General features: G+C 43.6%; 17 protein-coding genes and 4 tRNA genes. 8 read left to right on the forward strand and 13 right to left on the reverse strand.

The annotated features are described in order from the left end of the window. Window positions 1–34: 34 nt before the first annotated feature. The 6 genes from J4N42_RS18395 to J4N42_RS18420 form a co-directional block, all read right to left on the reverse strand. Window positions 35–108: transfer RNA gene (locus J4N42_RS18395), tRNA-Cys, on the reverse strand. Window positions 109–132: 24 nt separating this feature from the next. Continuing rightward, window positions 133–219: transfer RNA gene (locus J4N42_RS18400), tRNA-Leu, on the reverse strand. A 78-nt stretch (window positions 220–297) separates the two neighbouring features. Then, window positions 298–388 (reverse strand) — tRNA-Gly (locus J4N42_RS18405). Window positions 389–391: 3 nt separating this feature from the next. Next, window positions 392–465, reverse strand: a tRNA-Cys gene (locus J4N42_RS18410). Window positions 466–627: 162 nt separating this feature from the next. Next, window positions 628–2073, reverse strand: coding sequence for an ATPase RavA stimulator ViaA (gene viaA, locus J4N42_RS18415; RefSeq protein ID WP_252030864.1), 1446 nt, complete (start codon window positions 2071–2073; stop codon window positions 628–630). 9 nt (window positions 2074–2082) lie between these two features. After that, complete coding sequence (locus tag J4N42_RS18420; protein ID WP_252030866.1) at window positions 2083–3744, reverse strand: ATPase RavA domain-containing protein; 1662 nt, start codon at window positions 3742–3744, stop codon at window positions 2083–2085. A 268-nt stretch (window positions 3745–4012) separates the two neighbouring features. Between J4N42_RS18420 and J4N42_RS18425 the strand changes: the two genes are divergently transcribed. The 3 genes from J4N42_RS18425 to J4N42_RS18435 all read left to right on the forward strand — a co-directional run bounded on the left by J4N42_RS18425 (window position 4013) and on the right by J4N42_RS18435 (window position 5930). Then, window positions 4013–4528, forward strand: a complete 516-nt coding sequence (locus tag J4N42_RS18425) for an NUDIX hydrolase (protein WP_252030867.1) — start codon at window positions 4013–4015, stop codon at window positions 4526–4528. Between the two features lie 9 nt (window positions 4529–4537). Then, window positions 4538–5542, forward strand: a complete 1005-nt coding sequence (ltaE, locus tag J4N42_RS18430) for a low-specificity L-threonine aldolase (protein WP_252030868.1) — start codon at window positions 4538–4540, stop codon at window positions 5540–5542. 67 nt (window positions 5543–5609) lie between these two features. Beyond that, a complete protein-coding gene (locus J4N42_RS18435) occupies window positions 5610–5930 on the forward strand; it encodes a c-type cytochrome (RefSeq protein ID WP_252030869.1) in 321 nt (106 codons plus the stop codon). On the opposite strand, the gene J4N42_RS18440 is transcribed toward J4N42_RS18435, so the two are convergent. Further along, window positions 5931–6359, reverse strand: a complete 429-nt coding sequence (locus J4N42_RS18440; RefSeq protein WP_252030870.1) for a GNAT family N-acetyltransferase — start codon at window positions 6357–6359, stop codon at window positions 5931–5933. After that, complete coding sequence (locus J4N42_RS18445) at window positions 6356–7048, reverse strand: aspartate/glutamate racemase family protein (RefSeq protein ID WP_252030871.1); 693 nt, start codon at window positions 7046–7048, stop codon at window positions 6356–6358. The genes J4N42_RS18440 and J4N42_RS18445 overlap by 4 nt, the downstream gene beginning before the upstream one ends. Before the next feature lie 371 nt (window positions 7049–7419). Between J4N42_RS18445 and J4N42_RS18450 the strand changes: the two genes are divergently transcribed. The 4 genes from J4N42_RS18450 to J4N42_RS18465 all read left to right on the forward strand — a co-directional run bounded on the left by J4N42_RS18450 (window position 7420) and on the right by J4N42_RS18465 (window position 13223). Further along, window positions 7420–8976, forward strand: coding sequence for a DUF1800 domain-containing protein (locus tag J4N42_RS18450; RefSeq protein WP_252030872.1), 1557 nt, complete (start codon window positions 7420–7422; stop codon window positions 8974–8976). Window positions 8977–8987: 11 nt separating this feature from the next. Next, window positions 8988–10313, forward strand: a complete 1326-nt coding sequence (locus J4N42_RS18455; RefSeq protein WP_252030873.1) for a DUF1501 domain-containing protein — start codon at window positions 8988–8990, stop codon at window positions 10311–10313. A 281-nt stretch (window positions 10314–10594) separates the two neighbouring features. Beyond that, a complete protein-coding gene (locus J4N42_RS18460) occupies window positions 10595–10846 on the forward strand; it encodes a YgjV family protein (protein WP_252030875.1) in 252 nt (83 codons plus the stop codon). A 301-nt stretch (window positions 10847–11147) separates the two neighbouring features. Continuing rightward, window positions 11148–13223, forward strand: a complete 2076-nt coding sequence (locus tag J4N42_RS18465; RefSeq protein ID WP_252030876.1) for a hypothetical protein — start codon at window positions 11148–11150, stop codon at window positions 13221–13223. A 41-nt stretch (window positions 13224–13264) separates the two neighbouring features. Here J4N42_RS18465 and vmeZ read toward each other — a convergent pair whose 3' ends face one another. The 3 genes from vmeZ to J4N42_RS18480 all read right to left on the reverse strand — a co-directional run bounded on the left by vmeZ (window position 13265) and on the right by J4N42_RS18480 (window position 18225). Next, window positions 13265–16417, reverse strand: a complete 3153-nt coding sequence (gene vmeZ, locus J4N42_RS18470) for a multidrug efflux RND transporter permease subunit VmeZ (RefSeq protein WP_252030877.1) — start codon at window positions 16415–16417, stop codon at window positions 13265–13267. A gap of 9 nt (window positions 16418–16426) precedes the next feature. After that, complete coding sequence (locus tag J4N42_RS18475) at window positions 16427–17563, reverse strand: efflux RND transporter periplasmic adaptor subunit (protein ID WP_252030878.1); 1137 nt, start codon at window positions 17561–17563, stop codon at window positions 16427–16429. Between the two features lie 101 nt (window positions 17564–17664). Further along, entirely contained in the window at window positions 17665–18225 is a 561-nt protein-coding gene (locus J4N42_RS18480; protein ID WP_252030879.1) for a GNAT family N-acetyltransferase, read from the reverse strand. A gap of 166 nt (window positions 18226–18391) precedes the next feature. On the opposite strand from J4N42_RS18480, the gene J4N42_RS18485 reads away from it, so the two are divergent. Beyond that, entirely contained in the window at window positions 18392–19519 is a 1128-nt protein-coding gene (locus tag J4N42_RS18485) for an acyl-CoA desaturase (protein WP_252030881.1), read from the forward strand. Between the two features lie 102 nt (window positions 19520–19621). Here J4N42_RS18485 and J4N42_RS18490 read toward each other — a convergent pair whose 3' ends face one another. Then, on the reverse strand, window positions 19622–20572 hold the full coding sequence (locus J4N42_RS18490) for a glycosyl transferase family protein (RefSeq protein WP_252030882.1): 951 nt from the start codon (window positions 20570–20572) through the stop codon (window positions 19622–19624). Between the two features lie 92 nt (window positions 20573–20664). After that, a complete protein-coding gene (locus tag J4N42_RS18495; RefSeq protein ID WP_252030883.1) occupies window positions 20665–21291 on the reverse strand; it encodes a hypothetical protein in 627 nt (208 codons plus the stop codon). Window positions 21292–21323 lie beyond the last annotated feature (32 nt).

Raw genomic sequence — 21323 nt, forward strand, 5'->3', positions numbered from 1 at the left:
GTGTTAGATTGAGTCGAGAAAAGTTAGTTTGAAATGGAGGCGCGTCCCGGAGTCGAACCGAGGTCCACGGATTTGCAATCCGCTGCATAGCCACTCTGCCAACACGCCATTTCATTGGAAGATAATGAGAGATGGTGCCCCGGGCCGGACTTGAACCGGCACAGCGCGAACGCCGAGGGATTTTAAATCCCTTGTGTCTACCAATTCCACCACCAGGGCACGCAATTCTTTATTGCGATGGGTAAGACACCATCTTTAGTATCGAACTTCTTAGAAGAAGCTCCACACTCCAAAATTTGGAGCGACACACTAGGTTCCCTTCTTCTAAACTAGAAGGTGTAACCTCAACCTTGGCAAGGTTGCGCTCTATCAACTGAGCTAGTGTCGCAAATGGAGGCGCGTCCCGGAGTCGAACCGAGGTCCACGGATTTGCAATCCGCTGCATAGCCACTCTGCCAACACGCCTTTTATAACAACGCTTTAGATGTCACCACCGTTGCGTTCGATGCGTACTTTACGGATTTACCGATAAGAGTCAAACAAAAAAAGTAGAAAAAAATTCGCTTGCTTGGTTTTGAATCAATTCGATGAAGTAATGATCGCCTTTTGGTGTAAATGCAACTGGCGCTACCACTTCTTCATGATTCGACCCATAAGGTTTGGATGGTATCCCCAGCAATGATCGAACATTTTCATTAGCTCCGGATTGCCATATTTGGACAAACTTACCGCATGGAAACGGTTTTTTGTTTCTTTGAGGGAGTTAATCTTATCGATCACCTCGTCGGTTTGGGTTGGCGCGATAAAATCAGAAAGCACAACTAAATCTGCGTTCTTGTACTTTCCACTGTGCATGAGGTCAACAGATTTGATAAGAACTGGCTCTAAATCAGTGCCACCGTGGAAGCTATATGTGAGAAAGTCGGCGGCTTCACGTAATCCATCCTGACGAGTGAGCTCGTAAGTGATTTGTTCGGTAGAAAACAGAATCACATAGCAATCCCTATCTTCAGCTAAGGCAATCTGCATTAGTGCATACGCCATCGCTTTTGCACTTTGCTCTGGAAAACCACTCATTGAGCCAGATGCATCCACACAAACGATAAAAGGCCCCTTCTCTACATCAACTTGTTTGTTGTCTGGTTTGTGGGCTTTTACCTTACGCAAAGTTCGAGATTTTCCCTGCATGCGGTAGTTCATTAAACGCTTATCAACTAAGTTTTTATAGAACACGACTTCAAGTTCTGGGTACGCCAAAAACATAGTTTCATTTGGAAGCAATTTATTGAGGTCATCACTTTCATGAATTCCCACGATGTCATCAGTAGCTTCGTCCGATTTTTCTTCCACCATTTGTGGCTCTTCAGTCGGCGCTTTGTTCAAATCCGGATCATCAACTTGGCCAGCCATACGACCTAATTGCTCGGCAATTTCTTGTAGACCTTTATTTTTCTTCAAAAAATCGGCGTGACGCTTCATAACCCCTAAGTCGGTTTTACTTAGCTTTGCAGATGCCATGTCCCAAAGGCGACCGATGCTGTTTCCATCCCCACTTTCAGCGACGTTATCCATGTTTTTCATGGTCTCCATACGCTGGTATAGGTCTTTGAGCATCTTTTCCTTGTTTGCTTCAAGCTCATTGATTTGTGCTTGTTTAACCGCTTCCGCTAGGCTTTGATACCATTGGTCACAAAAGTAATGCGGGAACATCGGGTTATGTACTGTATTGTTTTGTTCTAGCAATCGGCGAGCTTTGAGATAAAAAGCGGAATGCCATTCTAACTTTTTGATGACTTCTTCAATTTTGAGGAAAAATTGCACTTCATCCCAGTGGATAACTTCTTGATACAACTCTAGTTCTTTTTGAATACGTTCCGTCTCGCATACTTTTGTGATGCGTTTCTTAACACTACCGCGCCATTTCAAAAGATGATTTTTGACCGAGGATTTTACCCCACGATTTTCAGCCATCATCATTACTTGTGAACGAGCCATAAGATCATTAACAGCAGTGTCAATGATTCCCGATTCTGCAACCATGATGGCTAAGTTTAGGCCGTCAGCTCCAAGCATGAGAGTTCCTCAAGAAAAGTATTGATTAAGGCTTTTGAATCGGAAAGCAGCTTTCTCACTTTCTGTTTTCACTGATTCAAGTTGCTGTTGTAAATGCTGCAGGCTCACTTCCATCTGACGAGGATATTCTTCGTCGACGAAACTATGCGGTAATGCACCATGAAAATCGGATTTCGCTTTTCTCAATTGGTGCTCTGCAGACTCTAACTGCTTCAATGCAGACTCTGTGCGTTCAACCCAAGCTTGGTATAATTCTTCATCTAGCCCGAAGGAAGTCACAATAGAAACCAGAACTGCCCTGTTTGCGATGTCTTTAATCACAAGGTTACTGTCTGCGTCTAAGTCAAATCGCATGCGGCACATGTTGGTGTTTTGGTTAACGTAGCCATAAACATCACCGTGACCTTCCTTGATTACTCGCTCAAGTTCATTCTTTTGCACATACACCCAGCGACTGTCGCCTTTTTCTGATTCAGAAACAGACATATTGCTTTGTAGCAATACCAGTTTAACTAGCCCGGAAGTTGCCCCTACAGTGTAGGTTTTTGCGCCTGAGATATCGTAATGATGTACATGCTTCTTTAATAACCCAGTCGTAGACTCTTCAGTTAGGGCGACGCCAAATTTGGACTCTAATTCGTCTTGGATATCACTTAACTCTTCACGGCAATGAGCTATTTGCATCTCAACATCTTGTTGATCAAACGCATGCTGAAGCGCAAATTTACGGATTACGTCTTGAACCACTTCTCTAGATTCAGGGCTATTCCATAAACAGTCTTGTAATAGCAGTAGATCCATTGGGTTAATAGATTCACGGCCATTGAAGAATGCGCTGGCTTTTAAAAGCTTAACCGCTTTCTTCCAACGTCGATCCGACACATACATATCTGTTTGCGCGATATCTACGCCCTGAGACTCTACAGATTCTTCTAGTAGTGATTTTAGTGCATATAGCTTTTCAAATACTTGGTCGCTTAATTCGAGCTGGTCGAGCTCTTGCTGCCACTGGTGGTATTCAGCGTCTGTGATTGCTAGCCCTTCAGGAATGACGGCTTCTTGTGGAGTACCAACTGTTAGCATGGATTTGAAATTCTGCTTATTCTGAATTCGATTAACGAATACTCGAACTAACATTCGGTCGTAAAGGGCTTCTAACCCGCTGTCTTCATCAGGCAATTCGTTTGAAGCAGAAATCAATAGGCGCATCGGTACGCGATCAATATCGCTGCCATTTTTGAATGTTTTTTCATTAACAACGGTGAGTAACGTATTGAGTATTGCAGGGCCTGCTTTCCAAATCTCATCAAGGAAAACAACTTGCGCAGTAGGAAGGTAACCTTTTGTTAAACGAACGTAGCGTCCGTTATCTTTTAATTCTTGAATGCTTAGTGGACCGAAGACTTCTTCTGGTGTAGAAAAGCGAGTCATTAGGTATTCAAAGTAGCTCGAGTTATCAAATGCTTGAATGAGCCTTTTAGCGATCAGACTCTTCGCAATACCAGGAGGCCCTAATAGAAAAACACTCTCTCCGGAAAGAGCTGCAAGTAAACACAGTTTAATGGTTTCTTCTCGCTCATATACCCCATCGCACAACGCTTTGGTTAATTTGTTTATTCTTTCAGATAACAACGCTTTTTGGGTATGCGAAGTGTGAGAAGGTTGGATCATTGAGCACTTCCTTGGGGAGATAGGATATATATAAGTTTATACATTTGTTATCACTTTGTTACAAGTGGATTTTCAACTATAAGGGAGCTCTTATATCACAACATTTTATTAACGCGATCCATGTAATCATTGTTTGCAATTTTACGATTCAACACGTTGATTATACGAAAGTTTAACCTAGGGTAAGATTTATGGGTTTCTTTAGCGAACTAATCCCGTTATTGTGAGTCCTAATAATTATTTACTTTATAATAACGGCCCTTTTTGCATGAGCAAAACCATACACACATGGAAGCGTATTTCTTTAGTTGAAGAGCAAGTCACCTTACCAACTGGTCAATCTATTACCCACACCACTATTTCTCACCCCGGTGCAGCTGTCATTCTTCCGATAGACGAGCGAGGTGATATTGTTCTGATCAACCAATTTAGACCTTCATTAAACAAGTGGTTACTTGAATTACCTGCTGGTACGATCGAGCAGCAAGAAACCCCTTTGCAGTGTGCGCAACGTGAACTTACCGAAGAAACGGGGTTTCACGCAGATACCTTTGTCCCACTAGGGCAAGTTACGCCACTCGCAGGGTTTTGCGACGAAATACAATACTTGTACGTGGCCAAATCTCTTTCGCTAGTAGAAACACATCAATGCGATGAAGATGAAGTTATTGAAGTGGTGACACTGTCACTCAAAAAATTAGAAGAAATGATAATAGAAGGCACGATAACAGATGCCAAAACTATCGCTTGTTTAAGTAAAGCCAAGTTATGTGGCTACCTTTAGGAGACATTCATGGACTTTAGATCAGACACCGTAACACGCCCTACTCCCAAAATGCGCGAAGCTATCGCGAATGCGTTAGTTGGAGATGACGTGTATGGCGATGACCCTACCGTTAACGATTTAGAACAGTGGGCAGCTCAGCGTCATGGCTTTGAAGCTGCACTCTTCACCAGTTCGGGTACTCAGGCTAACTTATTGGGGCTAATGGCACATTGTGAGCGTGGAGACGAGTACTTGTGTGGTCAGCAAGCCCACAACTATAAATACGAAGCGGGAGGAGCAGCTGTTCTAGGTTCCATTCAGCCTCAACCAATCGAGAACAATCCAGATGGCACAATAGACCTATCCAAGCTGGCAGCTGCGATCAAACCTGATGATAGCCACTTTGCTAGAACGCGTTTGCTCAGCTTAGAAAATACTATCAATGGCAAAGTACTTCCAATGTCTTACTTAGCTGAGGCGCGTAAATTTGTTGACCAGCATGGTCTAAAAATGCACTTAGATGGCGCTCGTGTATACAACGCTTCGATAGCACTTGATATTGATGTCAAAGAAATCGCGAAACACTTCGACTCTATGACGATTTGCTTGTCTAAAGGATTGTGTGCGCCGATTGGTTCTCTATTACTTGGTAGTAAGGAGTACATAGCAAAAGCTCGCCGTCTAAGAAAAATGGTCGGTGGTGGTATGAGACAAGCAGGTATCCTTGCTGCCGCTGGTAAGCTCGCCTTAACTGAGCAAGTAGAGCAACTGAAAGTCGATCATGAGAATGCTAAGCATCTAGCGACACGCCTCAATGAACTCAGTGGTTTCAACGTGAATGCGGAGTTTGTTCAAACTAACATTGTGTTCGCTAAATTAGATGATAGTGTCGACATCTCAGGTATCGCTGAGCAGCTTTCGAAACAAGACATCATTATAAGCCCAGGAAACCCAATTCGCTTTGTTACTCACAACGATGTGAGCCGACAAGATATTGATACATTGATCGAAAAGATTGCGGCGTGTCTGTAAAAACGATTGAGCTTCCCCTAAGGGGAAGCTTTATCTTCAAGGCTTGATGACCAATTTCGCTTAATTTATGAAAAAATTTTGTTTTATCGCACTAATTGCTGTTGCGAACATCTTACCAGCTTATGCTCAAGGCGATGCGGCAGAGGGAAAGCTGAAAGCTCCTAGCTGTGTATTCTGCCACAATCCTAATGGCCCCAACTCTAATAAAAATTACCCATCATTAAACGGGCAAAGTGAAACGTATTTGTTTAACGCGATGAGAGCCTATCAGCTCAATCAGCGTCAAGGTGCTTTAGCTGAAATGATGACTGCGCAGTTACAGCATCTAAATGAGCTGGACTTAAAAGATGTCGCAGCTTTTTATTCTCAAGCACAAGGTGCGGACTAACTACCTCTCGTCATGCTTTAGCGGTTTTTCCATTCGAAAGTAAGGGATGCTTCCTTTGTAGAAGCGTTTCCCCTTCGATTTAAAGCCAAATCTAAGGTAGAACGGTAATGCGCTTTCACGTGCATCAAACCAAAAATGGGTCGCCCTTTTTGAAACGGCCAAATCCAACGCATAGTTCAGTACTTCTGTCCCTATTCCCTTCCCTTGGTGAGCTTCTATCGTGGCAAATTTTCTTAGTCGAATTGCCGAATTATCGCTAATAAATAGAGATGCCACACACACCAAGCTATCAGAAATGAAAGCGCCTATGTGCATCGCTTTGTCATCACCTGGCACTCTAACCTCTTCCAGCGATTTGTCTGGCCATAGAACTTGTTGCCTGATCGCTAACGTATCGAGAATCGAGATACGTTTGATTTCTGCCTTCAAGACAGTGCCTCTTGAACTGCCAGTTCCGCGTGAATCGACGTTGTATCGTACAATGGCATGTTTGTGTCGCTCTGCCCAATCAGAAGTGAAATTTCAGTACAGCCAAGAATTATCGCTTCGGCTCCCATTTCATGTAAGTCAGAGACAACCGTAAGAAAGTCATTTCTTGAGCGATTAGATATCACTCCTTGGCATAGTTCATTGTATATAATTTCATGAACTAGCTTACGTTGAACCCCATTTGGAACTAAGACTTCAATACCATATTTGTCGGCAATTCGGCTTTTGTAGAACGATTGTTCCATTGTAAAGGCCGTACCAAGTAACCCTACTTTTTTTACTCCATCAAATTTCAATTTTTCACCCGTAGCGTCGGCAATATGGAGCAAAGGAATATTTATTGAGTTTGAAACTTGCTCTGCCACCTTATGCATGGTGTTGGTACAGATCAGCAGAAAATCTGCTCCAGCTTTCTCTACGCTAAGTGCAGCATTGGCTAGCAGCTCTCCTGCCGCATCCCACTCACCCGATGATTGAAGTTTTTCGATTTCATCAAAATTGACGCTAACCAGCGTAACTTTTGCTGAATTAAGGCCACCAAGACGTTGTTTGGTGTATTGATTAACCAGTCGATAGTAGGTCTGCGTTGATTCCCAGCTCATTCCACCAATCATTCCAATAGTTTTCATTTAATTCCCTTGTTTTCAGCAAAGTAGAAATACCACTACAGCAAAGATAGCTTTCTTTATCAAATTAAGTTTTGAGGTCGAGTGCAATATTCCCAATATCAATACTGACCTAATTTGGCAAAAAATAAGTCACAAATATTTTATAGAATCACTTTTTCTTTTTAGTACATCCGCTTACATCCCTTAATGGAGTGTATTGATATATGCACTTGGTTATTTTGCTCACCGAAACGTGATCTGTGCCTATAATTTACCGAGACATCGAGCTAAATTATTGAATTCTCAGAAATAAGACAGTTTGCATGTTGACTTTGTTAATTTATTAGATATTCGCATGATTGCATACGCATTTCAGCGATAAGAGAGTTATTATGATCAGAACTAATTACCTTAGTGGTTGGTTGCTGACATGTTGTATTTTTGTCAGTTGGTGGACTGTGCAGCCTACCAATGCGAGCGAAACAGAATTATCCGATGAACAAACTTACCGGTTTCTCGAACAGGCAACCTTTGGCCCAAGCGCAAGCTCCATTGAGCAGCTAAAACACATTGGGCTAGACGAGTGGCTTAGCGACCAATTCGAATTACCGCCAACTTCCCATTTAGCGCTTTATTCCACCTCTTTTCCCGGTCACGCTCAGCGTAATAGGCAAAATGCCTGGTATCAGATAGCGATATCTTCACCCGATCAGTTACGCCAAAAATACGCTTATGCTCTAAGCCAAGTCTTAGTTGTGTCGAGGCATGGCGGAAAGCTGAACTCACGAGCTAAAGCCTTAACGCATTATTACGACATGCTGGTCAACAACGCGTTCGGAAACTATCGCGATATACTTGAACAAGCAACGTTGCATGCAGCAATGGGGAACTACCTCTCGATGCTAGGTAGCAAAGTCGCTAATCCCAACACCAACAGTTACCCCGATGAAAACTATGCTCGCGAAGTAATGCAGTTGTTTACTATAGGGCTCTACGAGCTAAATCTTGATGGTTCACATAAATTGCAAAGTGGCCAACCCATTCCCACCTATAGCCAAACCGATATAGAAGAAGTCGCAAGAGCATTCACAGGGTGGAAGAACAGCGATTGGGCGTACATGAAACCAATGAAAAGTTTGGACAAATATCATGATTTTGGTGAGAAAACCGTGCTTGGTCATACGCTTCCTGCCAATCAAACTCCCTACCAAGATGTGACGGCAGTGCTCGATATCCTGTTCGAGCACCCTAATCTTGCTCCACACGTTTCTCGTTTACTCATTCAACGACTGGTAACTTCAAACCCCTCTCCAAATTATATTAAACGCGTATCTTCTGTTTTTAATGACAACGGCGAAGGCGTAAAAGGTGACATGAAAGCTGTGCTGGTCGCTATCCTCACTGATCAAGAAGCTTTGGGTGAAGGCGTTCATAAGCCGATTAAACTTAAAGAACCGCTTTTAGTCGCGACTCACTATCATAGAGCGATGGGCCTTATGTATGACGGTTCGAGAATGACGGTAGCCAATCGCGTTATGAATAATGCAGAGCAAGAGCCACAAGCATCACCCTCTGTATTTAATTATTACTCTCCAGACTACCAGCCCCCCGGCATTCTTGACGACCAAGACCTTTATGCTCCTGAATTTGAGTTACTTGGTTGGTCTACTTATGCCTCGTTGGTGAACCATTTAGGGCATTACCTGAAAAAAGGGGCTGTCGCTGATATGTACCTCGACTTAGATGAGCTTTACGACGTCGTTGATAACAACCCTGAACTGGTAGAAGTTGTAAACAATCGCTTGTTTGGCGGAACAATGAGCCAGCAACTCGAAATGACGTTAGTTGATGGATTAGACGAATACGGAGACAACGTAAATCCGTACAAGAAGCTTTATCACGCTGTGATTATTGCGTTATCAAGTGACGAATTCTTTATACAAAATTAGAGGGCACGCTAATGAAAATCTCAAGACGCAATTTTGTTGCAAGTTTAGGTGGCCTCTCACTTGCTTCTATCGCAACTTCAGTGCCCGCTATCGCTATAGCTGGCGAAACAGACTATCGAGCTCTTGTTTGTATCAACTTAGCGGGGGGGAACGATGCGGTAAATACCATAGTGCCAACCGATGACAATCATTACAACGAGTACAAAGCGGTTCGGCCGAGTATTGCTGTTTCCAAATCGACGATTGTTGAAATCCCTCAAACAGTTCTAGATAACCATGGACAGCCCGTAACACTGGGTTTGCACCCTAAACTCGCGCCTCTCAAGCCACTATTTGAGGATGGTAATGCCACAGTGATCATCAATAGCGGCATACTTAAAGAGCCGTTATCCAAATCGGACATTGAGTCTCAAGTGAAACCACTTCCACCTCAGCTTTTCTCACACAATTCACAAACCAGTGAATGGGAGCGCGGTGCAGCAGGAAGCACGCTTCAGCTGGGTTGGGCCGGAAGAATGTTTGATGTACTTGAAAGCAACACCTCTATTGCACCCTTGTTCAGTATTTCGGGAAATACACTGTTGTTACGCTCAGCTGATCACAGCCAAAATGTATTAAAGCAGAATGGCAGTATCAAACTAAGTGGGCTAAGCAATGAGCATATGGAATCGAACTATCAAAAGATATCAGAGGCTGACTCCGACAATCCATTCGTCACTCAAATGCGCAGTGTTATGGGTGATGCCATGCATGTGAGCCAAGCGTTAGCAGCCCAAATTGACAAGATAAGTGATTGGCCGGAGTTTTCTAGTTCCAATCTAGGTAAGCAATTTCAAATCGCCTACAAACTTATTGTAAGTCAATCTCAACTCGGTCAAAGTCGGCAAGTTTTTTACCTAAAACAGACTGGCTATGATGTTCATGACGATCAACTGAAGAAGCATCCCCTATTACTGGCTGACTTAGCGAAAAACGTCGCAGCTTTTAATAATGCACTTTCCCATCACGGGCTTTCGGATGCCGTAACTTCGTTTACTACATCTGAATTTGGCAGACGTTTAGCATCAAACGGCAACGGGACTGATCACGGCTGGGGTGGTCACCAGTTTGTGTTCGGTGGAGCGGTCAATGGAAATCAAGGTATTGGGGTTTGGCCTCAGTTACAGGTAGATGGGGACGATGACATATCTAAAGGCAGATTGATTCCTACACTGGCTAGCGACCAAGTTCACGCTACGTTAGCTCAATGGATGGGGGTCCAGCACCCTGAAGAACTTCGGTATGTGTTCCCTCATATCGATAACTTTGCGAGTAATAACCTCGGATTTATGACGTAACGCTCAGCGATTAAAGTAAAAATACCATTCACGACGCAACTGAAAACAGCTAAGCGCCAGCAACAGAAAGAGTAATTACTTTTTCTGTAGTTGGCGTTAAACGTTTGCGTAATCGCTAACCTTCACCGATGTCCTTTTTGGGGCTTTCATCACATATTTAGCCCTGTTATATTAGCGCCCAGTTATTCAAATTAGACCATTCGAGGCATGGAGCTTCCTCACTAATCTCAGGAGAGAAGAATTGGTACCGATAGGATCGGCAAAAATTAGAGGGTCAAATTATGGACATGAATATGGTTGAAATATTGGGTTACGCAGCATCGATTATGGTTGCTATCTCACTCACCATGAAAGATATCGTTAAACTACGTGTACTAAATTTCATCGGTTGTGCACTGTTTACAGCTTACGGTTTGATGATCGACGCATGGCCAGTTGTTGTCACCAACGGCTTCATCGCATGTGTTAATGTTTACTTCTTAGCAAAAATGCAAAACGAAAAGAAAGCGAATCGTGTAGAAACAACTGCTTAAGTAGTCGTTTAAAGCAATACAGAATATCTAGCCTCAGCAATTGCTGGGGCTTTTTTGTACATACCGAATTACCTAAGTAATAACTCATGCTTTTCTCAGTCTTATGGTCTATTACCCCAATCCTCTTTCTTAGTCCTTTCGGCTTTTCAACGCTGCTATTTCACTGAATTTGCATTAAATGAGGCTAGTACGGTGTATTTGATGTGAGATTAGTCCCAAAATCTGCGCAACTGAATCGTTAATCGATTACGCAGTGAACTTGTCTATTCCACGAATAATAGTTCTTAAGTAAGGGACAACAATGAAAACTAAAATCGCAGTAAGCATAGCTTTAGCTGGGTTGTGTATGAACGCGACTGCTGAAGAAGCTGCCTCTCAGCCGTATGTTTATGGTTACCAAGGTAGTAATCAAGACGCCAATTGGGGAGTCATTGAAGGCTTAGAGTTTGATGAACAGGTCGAACTGTATCCAGATATGCTACCTGATTATGTAAAAGACCTCTTTACCACTAATAATGAGATCAAGTTTGATATCCGTTGGACCTTCTCTTCACTGTCATCAATGTACCCGGACGAATGGGCAGCCTACCCTAACAAAGAGACAGAAAAAGGCAGACAAGAAGCGTTATACGATTTAAGAAACAATGTTGCATGTAAACCTATTTTTGCTCAATCTGCCGCAACTGATTTTCCACCTTCAGAAGCAGATGGTGAGGTTGCCAACTTAGAGCTTGAATCGTGCAATCAAGATGGAAGTAACAAAAACTACCGCATGAGGAGTTACATTCCTACAGTACCCGGTGCCATCTATGCGTTTGAAGTTAAATACCGTCAGGTAGAACCGATTGTCGATGATTCAACAGACAACAACATGTGTCACTACCACCCATACGGTCCATATCGTAATTATCACCACGGCGGCTACAGTTACTACTCTAACCTACTCAACTATTTTTATGGTTTGAATCGTCATTGGGGCTCAGGTAACTGGCATCATCCTTGGTGTCGTAATCAGAGTGATGCAAATACGACATCGGCTGATGGCGTATTAACTGGCCGTATCGACTTTGCTGGCTACGGACGTAATTTTTACCATTTACATAAAGATGGTATTACCGTTACTGCTAAAGGCTTTGTATGGCCAGGCTCTGCACACCTTGGCTGGGCGTTCGTCAATCGTTCATACTCTGGCCTTGGAGTAAGAAGCCACGTAAGTAATGGTTTCGCTCTTTCAAACGAAGTTGATTACCGCTTTGCGTATCGCCAAGGTGTCTCGGAAGCACTCACATTCGATCTGAAAGACAACATCTCGTACAGCGCTGAAATTGAATTTAAGCACTTCTATGCCTATGAGAAAGAAGCCGGTGTTGCTGAGTTTTACAAAAATGGCATCAAGGTTTCTACACAGACCTTTGCTTCCGACAGCGCAAACGGCAGTTACACCAAACGTTTTGAAACCATTGACTCCGGCTTTGACAAGATTGTTCTTAAAGCAGCAGGTAATGGAAACTCGTATCGCCAAGCAGATAACAGTGACTTCACCGTAAAAGCGATTACCTTTGCTGATACTTCGGAAGAATCACCAAGTTTGTTCGTTAATATTGGCGGAGAGTTAAATTATTTATCTACTGAAGTTGAGCCGAATGAAGAACTCGATCAAGGCTTTAAAACGGAGACTTTGTTTATTGCCGCCAGTAAATTCCATACAACTTTGACGATTCAAAAAGAAGGCCCAGATGGAAGTAGCCCTGTTCTTCTTCGTTCAGTGAATGTATCCGAATTTGCGAATAACCCACGTCAAGCGCAATGTGAAGAAATCTATCCGCATAAAGGCGATGCACAAGCGATGTGCTTACTAGGCGATAAAGAACCTGAACAACTTGGCTGTGATTTAACTCAGTCGGTCATGGTTTGGAAACAAGGTGAAAGTGATACTGGCCATGCGGATCCAAATACCAGTATTGAATCAAACATTCTTTCTGAGTCTTTACACCTTTCACTCGGCCAAAGCGGAAATATTGTATTGAGACTACGTGAGCAAGGCTTCATTTCCACTTGTCCAGTATTTGGTAAGACGCTATCGCTTAACGAGGTTGCACCTACCGCCTACAACGAGGTAGGTATGGTTAAGGTTAAGCTACAGCACTGTACTAATCAGGAGTTGAACTCTGGATTTACTCTACTCACGAATGATCTAGACAATGGTTCTAAGACCTTCAAGTCTGCCCAATCGTTCTCGTTTAGCTTCGGTGAAGGATTCGAAAACTGTGCGGTCTCAGTAATTAAAGTAGAAGATGCGTTAGGTATCTATGGGAGCGGAGCGGTAAATCCATACGATGGTGATGGCGTTGACATTAACAGCCTAAAACTTCAGTAAAAAAAGAGGGCCAATTGGCCCTCTTTTCATTTTCTTGTTAATTAATCATCATCTAGTGGCACAAGTTTGGTACTGCCACCATGGATTTTCTCGCGGCGTCTTTGTACGAATGCGTAGAAACCTGGGATGAGGAACGTACCCGCAAGTAGTACACACAACAAACCACCAATTAGGGAAATACCCAGTGAGTTTTGACTCACGTGACCTGCACCGGCTGCGAAGATCAATGGGAAAATACCAAGGATAAATGACCAGGATGTCATGTTAACCGCACGGAAACGTAACTTACCACCCTGCACTGCTGCTTCATCAATTGGTACATCTTTTTCTTCACGCTCTACCTTCGCGAATTCCACAATCAAAATTGCGTTCTTCGCGGCGAGCGCTATGAGTAAGACAAGACCTATTTGAGCGTACAAGTTCAGCGGTGTACCCGTTAAATTCAATGCGAGGAAAGATCCAAGCGTTGCTACCGGAACCACCAGAATGATTGCCAGCGGTATTGTCCAACTTTCGTACTGAGCAACCATGAACAGGTAGATAAAGATCAATGCCAATGCGAAAGCAAATATAGCTTGGTTACCCGCTAAAACTTCCTGGTATGCCATACCAGTCCACTCGTATTGATAACCCTGCGGTAGAACTTCTGCAGCGACACGTTCCATAGCCGCAATCGCATCACCACTTGAGTAACCTGGCGCTGGCTGACCTTGAATGATTGCACTACGGTACATGTTATAACGCCACGCTACGTCCGGTTCAAACACCTGCTCATAGCTTACCAATGTGCTAAGTGGGATCATCGCTCCAGATGAAGAACGAACGTGGAAACGCTCCAGATCTTCCATACTGCTTCGGTGTTCACTGTCCGCCTGCATTGTTACGCGGAAGTTCTTACCAAACATCGTAAAGTCGTTAACGTACAACGAGCCTAAGTTGCCCTGCAACGTTTGGAAAACAGACGATAGCGGTATGCCTAGCTGCTGCGCTTTTTCACGGTCAATGTCCACATAATAGTGTGGTACATTCGCGCGGAACGTACTAAAGGTGTAAGCAATTTCAGGTTGCTTGTTCGCTTCTTGAATCATGTCAGACATGACCAATGAAAGATCAGTACGGCTGCGCCCTAGCGTATCTTCAAGTACAAACTCAAAACCAGATGCTGCACCCATTCCCGGTACCGCTGGCGGCCCCATCGCAAATACAACCGCTTGTGGAAGCTCCATTGCAGCTCTACCGTTAATACGCTGAGCAATTGCGTTCGCAGCATGATCACCTTCGAATCCGTTACGCGTACTCCAGTCATGCAACTTGATAAACATTGAAGCACCGTTCGAAGCAGCAGCACCAGTCATAAACGAGTATCCATTGGCAACGGTTACACCATCTACTCCAGGTTCCTGCTCTACCATTTCCATTAGCTGATTCGTTACTTCTTCAGTACGAGACAATGACGCAGAATCTGGTAATTGGACGTTAACTAGCAAGATGCCTTTATCTTCCTGAGGAACAAACGCGGTAGACGTCGTCTTCGAGAAGTAAGTCACTGCCGCAAGCGCTACTAAGAAGAAAGCGATCAGCAGTACTGATTTTTTCACCAAGAAACCGGCTACCTTGCCGTATCCAGCGGTTACACGTTCTAGACCACGGTTGAATGCCTTAAACCAGCTAGCAGTATTACCACCACCTTGTTTTAGTACCAAAGAACATAGAGCTGGTGACAATGTTAGAGCGTTGATCGATGAGATAACAACTGCAATACAGATAGTCAGCGCGAACTGGCGATACATAATCCCGGTTATCCCCGGTAGCATCGCTACAGGTATGAATACCGCAAGCAGAACTAGCGTAGAAGTGATAATCGGCCCGGTTACTTCCTTCATCGCAAGCAATGTTGCTTTACGAGGAGAAATGGTTGGGTCTTTCGCCATTGTAGTATCAACGTTTTCAATCACCAGTATTGCATCATCCACCACGATACCGATGGCAAGAATCAAACCAAATAGCGTTACCGTGTTAATGGTAAAGCCGGTCACCTGCATAATGGCAAACGTACCTATCAATGATACTGGAATTGCAACCACAGGAATCAACGTTGCACGTGCGCTACCTAAGAATAAGTATGTAACGGCAATAACCAATAGAATGGCTTCAACTAAGGTTTTGACTACCCCTTTAATTGACTCAGCGACGAAAACGGTTGTGTCATAGCTTGTTTCGTACGCCATGCCTTCAGGGAAGTTTTTACTCATCCCATCAAGCAAATCCATCACTGCCTTACCACTTTCTAATGCGTTAGCATCCGACTGAAGTGACAACGCAACAATTGAGGCATCCTGACCACGGAACATGCCGTTACCGTCGTAGAACTTCTTACCAAGCTCTACTCTTGCAACATCTTTTAGATAAACCGTCGATCCATCTGAATTTGCACGTAATACAACATCTTCAAATTCGCTTACCGACTCCAATCGCCCTTTTGTGACAAGGTTAAATTGGACCTCTTGTGGGTTGTTGTAAGGCGCAGCACCAACTCGACCAGCAGCAACTTGAACGTTTTGCTCAGCAAGGGCAGCATAAACATCTGTCGTAGTCAGGTTTAAGTTGGCCATTTTCTCTGGGTCCAGCCAAACACGCATCGCGTATTCACCGCCACCAATTACGTTAACTTCACTGATACCTTTGATACGTGCCAATTGGTCTTTCACGTTGAGGTTAATGTAGTTAATCAGGAACTTATCGTCATACTTTCCGTCTGGAGAGTAGAAGTTAAGAACCATGAGAAGGTCTGGAGAACGTTTTTTAACCGTCACACCCACCATTCGAACTTCCTGAGGAAGTTTCGATTCGATTTGGGATACGCGGTTTTGAACGTTAACCTGTGCCATGTCTGGGTCGGTGCCAACATCGAAAGTAACGTTTAGGTTATAAGAACCATCATTCGCACTTTTCGACGACATGTAGATCATGTTTTCCACACCGTTGACCGAGGTTTCTATCGGGTCAGCAATGGCTTGCTCTACCACTTCCGCACTCGCGCCAGTGTAGTAAGCAGTAACGCTTACAGACGGTGGACTAATTTTTGGGTATTCCGCAACTGGCAGAATAGCAAGAGAGATGGCACCTGCTAACGTCAGTATTATGGAAATTACCAGCGCAAATTTAGGGCGCTGTATAAAGAAACGACTTAACATCTAAGAACCTTATTCTGCTTTTTCTGCTTCGACGGATTCAGGTTGCTCTACACGTACTGGCATACCATTACGAATACGTTGTAGGCCCTGAGTAATCACCACGTCTTTGCTATCAATGCCGCTTAGAATAATAATCCCTTCATCAAGCTGCTTACCAAGTGCTACGTTTCGGCGCTCTGCTACATTGCCCTCTGTCAGCACCATAACGAAATCGCCTTCCAAATCAGTTTGCACTGCACGGCGAGGAACAACAGAAACTGACGTTGTTTCTTTTTCACGTAGTTCGACTTTTACGTGTTGACCAGGTAAAAGCTGCTGTTCTGGATTTGGTACTACCGCGCGCATTGCGATAGTGCCGGTATTGATGTCGATACGGTTTCCTAAGAAATCCAACTGCCCCATGTGAGCAAACTCTTCACCGTTTTCAAGCACAACTTGAACTTCTACGCCTTGCGCTTCTGAAGTACCATCGCCCTGAATACGATCCATCCCTAGAGCTAAGCGCTCGCGCTCACTGACGCTAAACGCGGTATGAACAGGGTCTAAGCTTACCAAAGTCGTCAAAATACCAGACGACGGAGAAACTAGGTCGCCTTTACTTGCTTTACTATCACTGATACGACCGCTGAATGGCGCTCGGATTTGAGTGTAAGAAAGGTTAACTTCAGCAAGTTTGATTTGCGCTTTCGCAGCTTCTAATTCTGCTTCAGCGCCCAAAAGTGCTGCGGTTAACGCATCGAATTCCGATTGTGAAATACTGCCGCGAGGTAATAGGTTTTTACCACGATTGAAGTCCAGCTCTGCTTTCTTAAGGGCTGCACTAGCCTGAGCGAGAGCAGCTTTGGCACTTGCTAATTGGGCTTCAAATGAAGACGGCTCAATGGAGTAAAGGAGATCGCCTTTCTCAACCATTTGCCCCTCTTCGAAGTGACGCTCTTGAAGATATCCAGATACTTGCGCGGTAATGTTCGTATCTTCAACAGCTTCAATTCGGCCAATGTAAGATTTGCTTTGATTATGTTCGACTGGCGTTACTTGCTGGGTAACGACTAACGGTAGAGGCGGTGTGTTTTTATTTTGTTCGTCACTACAGCCAGCGAGTATAACTGCACTGGCTAGCGTCGATAGGAGAAGAGTTTTTTTCATGAATAGACCGTTAAATTAAATAGGAATAACCTATATTCCAATTTAATCAATGCCTATTGCTACAATGTCCGAGAAATATCAGGACAACTTGCTCAACTGTTTCAATCTGTTACGAAGTGATTCGAGTGATGTTCAATTATCGATTTCTTCAAATCTGCCGCTGAATCCCACGTGTAAACTAACTCCGGTACTTGATTTCCGCATGGCGCATTCCAAAGCCTTTGTAGGGAATTCTTACCACCCATTCGGTCATAAAACTCAACAGCTTGCTTGTTTTCTGCCATAACTTCTAAGTACACGCCCGATTGACCAAAGTGCTGGTCAATCCAATTCGCTATTTCAATTAAAAGTTTTTGCCCCAGCCCTCTACCACGGTAGTTCTCGTCGATGTGTAAAGCATCGATAATCGTACCTTTTTCGAAGTCGTGGTTACCAAATGCGCATACAAAACCGCAAAGCAGGCCGCCTTCTTCGATAAGTAGCACATGTTGATTGAATGGTGGATTGATCAAACGCGTTTGCCAGATTACCGAACGGTCGTCTTGGACGTCGTTTTTAAGAAAAGAATCGCCTAGGATTCCATTGTAGTATGTGCGCCAACTCTGCGCATGAAGCTGCGCGATACGTTCGTAATCGCTATATTCAGCTACTTTAAGTTCCATTCTTAGTTCCTTATTACTTCCTGTAAGAGGAATTACAACATTCATACTATTCATTTACAGTTAGAAAGCCAAACATTCTATTCACATTTTTTAAAATCGCAATTTGACTTACACGTGTTCGCTGATATTCTAGCGAACAGTTGTTAGCTCAAAGGAAAATTCAACAATGAACACCCAAGATAAGCCACCGTTGATTTGGCTGAATATCTTTATCTTTTCTTCAAGCATGCTGCTCGCTACCGTGGCAGCGCCGATTTACGGTTACTTCAATGGATACGGACTAGAGCACTTAGTCTGGCTGATCTTAACGTTTTCTTTCTGCAACTTATCGATTACCGCCGGATACCACCGCCTATGGTCTCACAAAGCCTACGAAGCTCATTGGAGCCTTCGAATCCTATTCGCATTGGGCGGTGCATTCGCCTTGCAAAATAGCGCACTGCACTGGAGTTCCGATCACCGTGTCCACCACAAGCACGTAGACGATAACGATAAAGACCCTTACTCAGCTAAACGTGGTTTTTGGTTTTCGCATATTGGCTGGATGCTTCGCCACTACAACAAAGCCAAGTACTCTGATTACAGTAATTGCCGCGATTTACAAAAAGATGAAATCGTTATGTGGCAACATAAATACTACGTGCCTTTGGCGCTATTAATGAATTTTGGTGTTCCGATCGGGCTAGGTTTTATCTATAGCGATGTCATCGGGATGTTCCTAATTGTTGGTGCAGTACGACTTGTGCTAAACCATCACACTACTTTCTTTATTAACTCTCTTGCGCACATCTGGGGCAGCCAGCCTTATACCGATAAGAACACCGCGCGTGACAACGGTATTCTGGCGTTCTTTACCTTTGGCGAGGGCTACCACAACTACCACCATATTTTTGAAAATGACTATCGCAATGGCATTCTTTGGTATCAATACGATCCAACTAAATGGCTAATTAAATGTGCCTCTTGGTTGGGTTTAGCGAAGAAACTGCGTAAGGCACCCCAGCTTAAGATTGATAAGACACGTGCACAAATGACGTTGAAATCGGCTCAAAGTAAAATCCAGCACTTGCCTAACTATCACCTACTGAACAGCAATATTCAGAATGAGTTCGAAGCACTTATGTCTTGCATGAACGAATACTATGAAGTGAAAAAGCAATTGCTAGAAAGCAAGAAAGCGGATTTGGTTAAAAAGTATGAGCACTCAATCTTGAGTGTGCGCTATAAGCAAATTAAAAAGAATTTAGAGAACCAAAGGCAGTCTTGGGAATCACTGGTTGCACAGTACGCATAACTACATAGTTGCATGGTGATATGGTTACAGCGTAACTCTAGATTTCCCATCGATACAAAAAATCCCGCGTCTTATCGCGGGATTTTTTATTGAACCCGTTTATTACTGCTGACAGTAGGTATTCCAAATATCTGTTGCTTTACGGTGAGCTTGCTCTCGATCTTTCAAATCGGTAAACAATATTGACGCCATCGTAGAAATGACAGTGTTTGCCATGTTCACAGCCTCCTCTTCTGGCGTACCAAGTGGGCAAGTTGCAGGTAAACAAGGCTCTTCGTCGAAAATTGAATCCCAATAGTAAGACTCAACGCCGTCAGGTTGACTCAACCAAACTGTTTGACTCACTTTAGGATTGTATTCCGATTCACCCGATTGGCCTTTAAAAGAGATAACAGAATGAGCAACCTCTCCTATTTCATGTTCAATTTCAGCGTGTAGTTGTTGAAAGCCTGGGTGGAAACTCCCACGTAACCCTAGTCGGCCACCGCCAGGGTTGAGCGCTCGAACAACAGTATTGATAGGAGTTCGCAGGCCATAGCGACTTTTCCAACTGATCATCGTTTCTGCTTGAGGAGCAAAATGACCAAGCGGCAAATAAGCGATACCATGCTCAGAAATGAGCGCTTTAGCATGGTCAGCATTGTCGGCAAGTGGGATATTTAACGCATCAAGATAGTGCTCTGCGTGTTCTCTGCTTGCGGGTTTGTCGTCGTATCCATGAAGAAGAACAGTATAGCCATTGTCAGCCAACAAGCGCGCAGCGATTACATGCCATGGCTTACCTGCTGCCGGTCGTTTTCCCGCATAACATGGCCAATCAATATCAACGCCGATATTTGGGACTAAAGATTGGAAAGCGGTAACAAATCCTGCGATTTCTTGCTTGGTTTCATTCTGTACACGAATCAACATCAGCAACATGGCCATTTGGTCATCATGCATTTCGCCGGCTAGATATTCCTTCATTACACGATAAGCTTGTTCAAATGTTAAAGGTTTACGCCCCCTTTCACCTCGTCCAACTGTGCGTATACACTCTAAAATACTACTCATCTCATTCCTTTACTGTTCAAACTTGTAACCAAGCCAGTATACCTCACCGAATGCGCTATGTATTCCTATGTAATGTCTATTAGCGAGTTGAATTAAAGTGCTTTTATATAGCGCAGTTCACCTTCAAGGTCTTGATCAATTTCGAATCCAACTTTGAGTAAGTATTCGCGGTGCTCTTCAGTTTTCGCTACCGCACGTAACTGAGAAATACCTCTTTCTTTCATCACATCAGGGTGTGACTCATAGTAGTAATGTGCGATTTTCATGTCTCGAAACTCGGGTGTCACAAAATCGAGCTGTATGTCTAGGGTTTCTGAATCGTTACAATTACCGACTAATACACCCGCTATGCTGTTATTTCTCAGCATATAAAAGGCAGTGTCAGCAGTCTTTAAAGTGCCAACATCGGTTTGGCGCTCAATGTCCGCTTGATTGGTTTGGACGAAGTGTTGGAAGTATTCAGAGTCAACAGAAGCGCCAATCAGTTTAAAACGCTCTTTTGCCGTGTATAGCCCATAAAGGTAATACACGTTAATACCTGCAATACCTAGATTCATTAGCATTGTGGGATAGGAATCAATGAAATACGCAAATGCAGCAAAGAGCAAACAACCGATAAAGTTAATTACCCTTAGTTTGACGATAGAAGTCATTGTAAGTGAGACTAGCACTACCAATGACGCTAAGTATCCAAACCATTCGACCCAATCAAATTCCATTTCGAGCTCCTTTCATTGACTAAATAAGTCAC

This window comes from Vibrio sp. SCSIO 43135 (genome assembly GCF_023716665.1).
Taxonomy (GTDB): Bacteria; Pseudomonadota; Gammaproteobacteria; order Enterobacterales; family Vibrionaceae; genus Vibrio; species Vibrio paucivorans.